This is a genomic window from Pseudomonas sp. RW409, from assembly GCF_003184125.1.
Taxonomy (GTDB): Bacteria; Pseudomonadota; Gammaproteobacteria; order Pseudomonadales; family Pseudomonadaceae; genus Aquipseudomonas; species Aquipseudomonas chlororaphis_I.
Genome location: NZ_QHHP01000004.1, coordinates 871,839 through 877,838, shown reverse-complemented (window position 1 = coordinate 877,838; position 6,000 = coordinate 871,839). Strand labels below are relative to the sequence as shown.

Here is a 6,000-nt window from a genome sequence, read left to right as displayed (position 1 = left end):
CAAGGCAAGTTTGGCCATCACGCTGGCAGGTGCTTTTTTCTCGAATCGCGCTAGTACATCGGCCCACATCGTTCGGGTCTTCCTGACTGAATTTCAGCGGATTTTACCCAAGACCTTGAAAGGGATGGCCCTTACGGCGGGTCACTTTGGAAGATCCGGAAGCCGGCCCAGTCCAAAGTAACCAAAATGCTTTGCCCCACCACTCGGTGCCTCGCCTAGGCTCGGCATACCCTCACTCCGGCATTGATCCGCGGGCCGCCGCCACAGGCCATCCATGGCCTGGGGCGGCTAACCCGGCATCCCTGCCGGGTTACCCACGGCTCAATACCTGCGTTCGGCCATCGTGGTTAACGGGGCGTTCAGATCAAAAGCAACGCGAGGCGGCCTGCCGGCCGGCCTGGCTGAGAATGCAGTCTCTGTAGCCGCTGCCGAGCCCTAGCGAGGCTGCGATCGACCGCGAAGCGGGCGCAGGATCTTGAGACCGCTGGAGGACCTTCGGTCCTATCGCAGCCTCGCCAGGGCTCGGCAGCGGCTACAGGTTTAGCGCCGACTGGCAGGGCGCGCATTTTGATCTACCCGCCCCACCGGAACGAGCAACCGTGTCGAAACTCAAGCCGTTTCGGCGAAATTTTTTTGATCTCGGACCATAGCGTTCAGATCAAAAGCCAAAGCAACGCGGGGCGGCCTGCCGGTCGGCCTCGCGTCCGGGGTTGTGCGTAGGGGGGCTTCTCGGTTCTTAACGCCCCAGCTTTTCCATTGCCGCATCCGCCAAAAAAGACGACCGGCTCTTGATGTTGTGCTCCCGAACAAAACGGTCGATTCGTTGAATCACGTAACCCGGCAGGGTCACATTGACCTTCTCGGTTTTGCCCAGGTAAGGCGTGATATCGATATCCAGCATGCCCCAGCCCATCCCCTCGAAGTCGGGGTTGGTGCGGTGTGTGCCGGTGGGCGAGGGCAGGGGAATGGCTTGTCCCTCACGGGCCAGTTCTTCGAGCATGACGTGGGCGATCTCGATGGCGGCGCTGTACGCGGCCTCGAAGGTGTCGCCGGCGGTGACCGCGCCAGGAATGTCAGGAATCTGGATGCCGGTAGCAGTGTGCTCGTCGCCCCACTCGATGCAGATGGGATATTGCACGGGGATCTCCTCAAAAGGTGCGAAGGCTGAGTCAGCGGCCTGAACGCTTCCTGTAGCCGCTGCCGAAGGCTGCGATCGGGCGCAGATCGCACGCCAAACCTGACGACGCGGTGTAGCAGGTAAAGCCGGGAGGCAGGGTTTGCGTCTGCTACGCAGCCGATCGCAGCCTTCGGCAGCGGCTACAAACAGCCTCCCAGGCTCAATAGCGCTCAGGGCTCCTGCGCCGTGCGCCACTGAATCACCTCCAACACCGCACACCCTTCCCGGGTCAGCAGATGCACGCCTCGGGTCACCCGCGCCAGATCGCAGTCGGAAATGTCTTTCAGGTTCAGCGTGGACAGGCTGTCCATCAGGTCGCGCACCACGGTGAAGCGATGGGCCGCACTGCTGGCCAGATCGCTTAAAGGTGCTTGAGTATCGAGGTAGAAAACCGCTTGATCGGCGTCGTGGGTATCGACGGGGGTGAAGCGCGAGAGTGGCTGGTCAATCATCGGTGCAGCTCCTGTGTAGGGAGCAATCACCTGTGTTGCCGACGATGAGGGAAATGACAGCTGTACGCGTATATGACGACCGGAGAACCACCGCGTACAGCTGTCATAACATCCTGTCGCGAGCACCAGATAGGTGACTGCAAAGGTGTTGTGAGTGCTGATACTGCGTTGTAATTCGACCGGCCAAGGTCGTTCGCGAATTTGGCTGCGACGCCGAACTATAGGAGCGGAGCTTAAGCGCTGCAACTGCACGCTGGCTGAGATGTTTGAGTGGTTGTGTCGGAGCGTTAGCGGCGACGGTGGTGGGGCGTAATTACATTGACTTGACGCCCCTCTGTTGCTGCGACCCTTTTTTATTTCTGTTGTCGATCATGCGCTAATGTCAGTTCATAACCGAACCTCAAAGCCTGCAAGCAATTTCCTTCCACATGTAGTCGTAGTTGTATTTCAGCCATAGAACCAGCACCTTATCAAACTGCCTGCGTAACCAATTACGCTTCCGCGCTTCCAGCCTTTCCTCGATCCTGGCTCTGAGCCAGTCGGGGTCAAAGCCTGTCCAGACAGAGGGCAAGACTGCTGCAAGGTTGGAGAAGCACACGGGCGCCACTTCTGAATAAAAGATTTCGTAGAGTACGTCAGGATCGACGCCTTTGACCTGTCGCGCGATGTAGTCGTAATCGGTCGGAAAATAGTTGAATGGCTCAGACAGTGCGGTTCTGACTTCTGTCAGTTGTGGCTCGGTCAGAAAATGTCCCAATGCGAAAACTCCTCCAGTTCCTCATCAAGCGAGTCCGCGACCACGCCGCCTGCGACGCTACCAGCCACTGATCCCGCCAAGATGACCGCAATTGCACAGATCGGAGCTCCAGGGCCACACAACGCACTGACGCCCATCCCAGCTAGTACGCCGCCTAACGCACCTCCTCCGACGAGGATGCCTTGTCGGGCCGTTTCTTTTGGTTTGTTCTCAGCATTCAGGATTTGATAAGTCGCCAGCGCAGCGGTCACGAGAACGCCGAGTTTGCCCATGATCAGCATTTTTTTAGTGCCTTTCGTAAACTTGGCATCATCCCGGCCGGCGGCTTCCAAAATGGTGTAATGAACCTTCTTTTGCTCTGCGGCTGAAAGGTTTTCATAGCTCTTTTTGAAGAGATCGTTGGAGTAACGATCCAAAAGCCATTTTAGTGTCCTACCGTCTTTTTTCTTCCTTTGAACGACCGCCAGGCCCTGCGCAGAAGTCCACTTACGATGTTCTATCAAAATTTTGTTTCGCATTTCATGGCTGAACGCTACACCTTCTTGCGCCGTAATTTTTCCTGCTTTCACGTCCTCCATTGTTTGCTGAGACATGCGTTTGATATTCCTGAGATAGCTAGCCCTGATTTTTTCATCAGAGATAGCATCCAAAGAAAATCTCAGCGCAGCGCCCTCCATCAGCTCTAAGGCCCTATCGAGTGGAGAGTCTTTTAAAGCATGCTCGCGCTGAACAATATAGCTGCCAGTGACGATGTACGGTTCTGTCACAGGATGTTCCTTATCCTAGAATTTTGTTCAATAAGCTCTCAGTGAGAGAGGGGGCCTCAGCAGGCGCTTCATCTTCGAACTTGAGCATCAAGCACGTCTTGCCCGATGGGTTCGAAAACTTCACGGTATTTTCTTTATTAAACACGCCAGGGAGTGATGAGCCATCGTCAAAATGAGCGGTGCACGATAAGCCCTCATAGCTTTCGTCAGCAGGAATTCTGAAGCCGATCCATCTTGCATGGCCGGCTAAAAGCTCAGGAGAAATGAATTCGCAGGGTGCATGGGTATCACCAATGATTACCGTACTCGATCCACCGATGACGATGCTGCCATGGGTTCCCCCCGTATCGATGGTGGCGGCATTTTTGCCGTTTATGAAGACGGTTGAAGACAGACCCGACGACAACGCACTGCCACAAGTACAAGTGTCGTCCTGGCGTGCAGCGGGTAGGCCATCGAAAAGCACATCAGAAGAGCCTGTCGCGATAGGGTTGGTACCGTGCCCTGGCATAGGGCAACTAGATGGGTCGCTCTTACGCGCCGCTGGTTTAGCCATGATGACCTCCTGTCAAAAACTCGTGAGCGTCACAACCTATCACGAATGCCACGCCCAGTTAGTAACCCTGTATAGGATGCTAGAAACAGAAACGCACAAAATGCTCCGTTTTTAAAAATTACGAGTTCGCTTTGGGCCAATAGTGGTTGTTAGGCTTGAGGGTTTCTTGCGTCCAAAATAACCGGTCGGATGCGTTTAAGAAGCCGGAGGCGATTCAGTAAGATATAAAGAAACTAATGATTAAATTTCATAATATGAGCATATATTTTTGTGCATAATTCTCTAGCTGTATCAGGTAATGTCCAGTCTATTGCATTCATCACCTCAATAGCCTCTCGGCAGAATTTAACCTTCTCGTTTATAGTTCCACTTTCATCTGCAAAAATACGTCGAGTGGATTTTCCCTTGCCCTTCAAGCCAAGGCATCTATCTAAGTGATAGCCGATACCATGGTCAGGCGCCGATACAGCTCTATTTAATATTTTTTTTATGTCGGAAGCTTCCAGTCCAATAGTAGTCTTGGCTTTTTTTCGATGAAATATTCTTCTGGCAGCTTCTTCTATAATATTTGTTGGCAGCAAATTCTCAATCTCCTTGCTTGGTAGTAAGTGAAATCGCTCTTTCAGTTCGTTGTTCAATGTTTCGGACCGATCACCTTTGCCTAAAATATCTCCATCAGCAATAAGAAAAGCGGCTGCGCAAAGCCTTGAGGCGTTTAACCTGTCCGTGGCATCTCCATCGTCAAAAGCCCAATGACCAAGTGTGCCACCTTGATACTCAACGAACGCATAATGGAAGTTCTCTAATAATCCCTCAAGTGTCACCTTGAAAACCGAATCGCTCAGATCTTCCAAATACTTCTTCATAAATACTTTCAGATAAAGCCGATCAGTTATACCTTCAACCCAAATAGTAGAATTGGCTAGATAAACCGAGGAAGCGAGCACGCCAAGCTCTGCTAATAGTTCTCTATCCCTCGTACACTCTTGAATCTGAAACTCTGGACGATCTTCACCATCACTCTTGGAGACCCTATGAACCACAACATCTTTAATGTTTTCAGCAAGGTCAAGCAAATGATTTGAATGGGTCGTAGCCAAGTATTGATGGCTTGTATGATTAAGTAAAAAAAGTGCCAGCTTCCTCAAGAGGCCTGGATGCAGGCATGCCTCTGGCTCCTCAATAAAAAACACAGATGGATTTTGCTCTAGGTATGCGGCGGAGGTGATAATGATTACTTGTTGGAGACCGTCACCTAAATCATATATAGAGAATTGATCATCAGTCCCAATTTTAACTGCAACGGTGTCTTTGCCGTACTGAGGGATTAACGTTATTTCCCTTCCGCCAAAAAACTCATTTCCTAATATTCGTTCGTACTCTCTAATTCGTTCACGCTCTTCGGGTTGTCCCAACAAAAAACGCGCCAATAAATTGTACAAGTCGAAGCCTGTTACAATTTTTAAGGAGTCTTTTTGTAGTCTTGGGAAATAGTCCTTAAAGGTGCGCTCAAGATAAAGGTCAGAACTATCCCCCAATGGTCTCATTCCTCGAAGTATAGGAATGTAATGTCTTTTTAAGTCCGCAGTTCCACTGCTCAATCTTGTGATGTGATTAAGTTCGTTGGCAGGGAAGTGTGTCCGAATTATCCCTCGGATTTCATAGAATGCGCTCAAATCTCTATCGCTGGAATAGGTCAAGTTAGGGTTGGCGGCATCACTTAATATTTTTGACAAGTTTTCAATGATGGATTTTATTTCTTCTATGCTTTTGCATTTTCCAGAATAAATCTCCATGAGTTCCTTGCAATTCAATCCGATTATAGAATCGCGACCTGAAATGATTTTGAAGATATCGCCAAGCTGATGACAAGCATCTTGAAAGTCGCCTCCGAGCCCGACCTTTAAGTTTTTCACGGGGGTTGAAAATAGCGATCGGAGAAGCCTGCTTTTACCACTATTGTTCGGGCCAATAAGAAGGTTTAGCTTTTGAAGTCTAAGGTGTTTCTCATCAGCCATATCCGTGTTATATCCTTTGAGGTCGCTCGACCAAATTTTATTTATAGGCATCCATAATTACTCGTAGAAGAAATTAATAAAGCCTCTCCAGATTGAAACGTCTTCATGGAGAAGCAAGTTGTAAATAATTCGGCAATTTTAATATTGTTTAAATTCAATCAGTGAATCGCCTCTGAATTCGTAGACATTCGATGACCGCTTCTGGCCATTTGCTGCCGATTATGATCATTACCGCATGTGGACCATTTTGTGTTTTGGCTCCCATGGCGACTT

Annotated in this window: 7 protein-coding genes; 1 reads left to right on the top strand and 6 read right to left on the bottom strand. The window is 50.3% G+C overall.

Going from position 1 to position 6,000, the window contains the following annotated elements; translation table 11 throughout:
* The coding region (locus tag DK261_RS33325; RefSeq protein ID WP_218278172.1) for a hypothetical protein at positions 1-181 on the top strand (181 nt) is incomplete at its 5' end.
* 555 nt (positions 182-736) lie between these two features.
* On the opposite strand, the gene DK261_RS06520 is transcribed toward DK261_RS33325, so the two are convergent.
* The 6 genes from DK261_RS06520 to DK261_RS06495 all read right to left on the bottom strand — a co-directional run bounded on the left by DK261_RS06520 (position 737) and on the right by DK261_RS06495 (position 5,727).
* Positions 737-1,138 (bottom strand): type II toxin-antitoxin system HicB family antitoxin, encoded by a 402-nt coding sequence (locus tag DK261_RS06520; RefSeq protein WP_110175432.1) that lies wholly within the window; start codon positions 1,136-1,138, stop codon positions 737-739.
* A 209-nt stretch (positions 1,139-1,347) separates the two neighbouring features.
* A complete protein-coding gene (locus DK261_RS06515) occupies positions 1,348-1,629 on the bottom strand; it encodes a hypothetical protein (protein WP_106696967.1) in 282 nt (93 codons plus the stop codon).
* Positions 1,630-2,029: 400 nt separating this feature from the next.
* Complete coding sequence (locus tag DK261_RS06510) at positions 2,030-2,386, bottom strand: hypothetical protein (RefSeq protein WP_110175431.1); 357 nt, start codon at positions 2,384-2,386, stop codon at positions 2,030-2,032.
* Positions 2,371-3,153: a hypothetical protein gene (locus tag DK261_RS06505; RefSeq protein ID WP_110175430.1), complete on the bottom strand. Its 783-nt coding sequence runs from the start codon at positions 3,151-3,153 to the stop codon at positions 2,371-2,373. Before DK261_RS06505 ends, DK261_RS06510 begins: the two co-directional genes overlap by 16 nt.
* A 10-nt stretch (positions 3,154-3,163) precedes the next feature.
* Positions 3,164-3,709, bottom strand: a complete 546-nt coding sequence (locus tag DK261_RS06500; RefSeq protein ID WP_110175429.1) for a PAAR domain-containing protein — start codon at positions 3,707-3,709, stop codon at positions 3,164-3,166.
* A 233-nt stretch (positions 3,710-3,942) separates the two neighbouring features.
* Complete coding sequence (locus DK261_RS06495; RefSeq protein ID WP_256597552.1) at positions 3,943-5,727, bottom strand: AAA family ATPase; 1,785 nt, start codon at positions 5,725-5,727, stop codon at positions 3,943-3,945.
* Positions 5,728-6,000 lie beyond the last annotated feature (273 nt).

Bases quoted from the DNA above. Each gene is read 5' to 3' on its own strand.
- DK261_RS06500 (WP_110175429.1), bottom strand. From the start codon at position 3,709: ATGGCTAAACCAGCGGCGCGTAAGAGCGACCCATCTAGTTGCCCTATG.
- DK261_RS06515 (WP_106696967.1), bottom strand. From the start codon at position 1,629: ATGATTGACCAGCCACTCTCGCGCTTCACCCCCGTCGATACCCACGAC.
- DK261_RS06495 (WP_256597552.1), bottom strand. From the start codon at position 5,727: ATGGCTGATGAGAAACACCTTAGACTTCAAAAGCTAAACCTTCTTATT.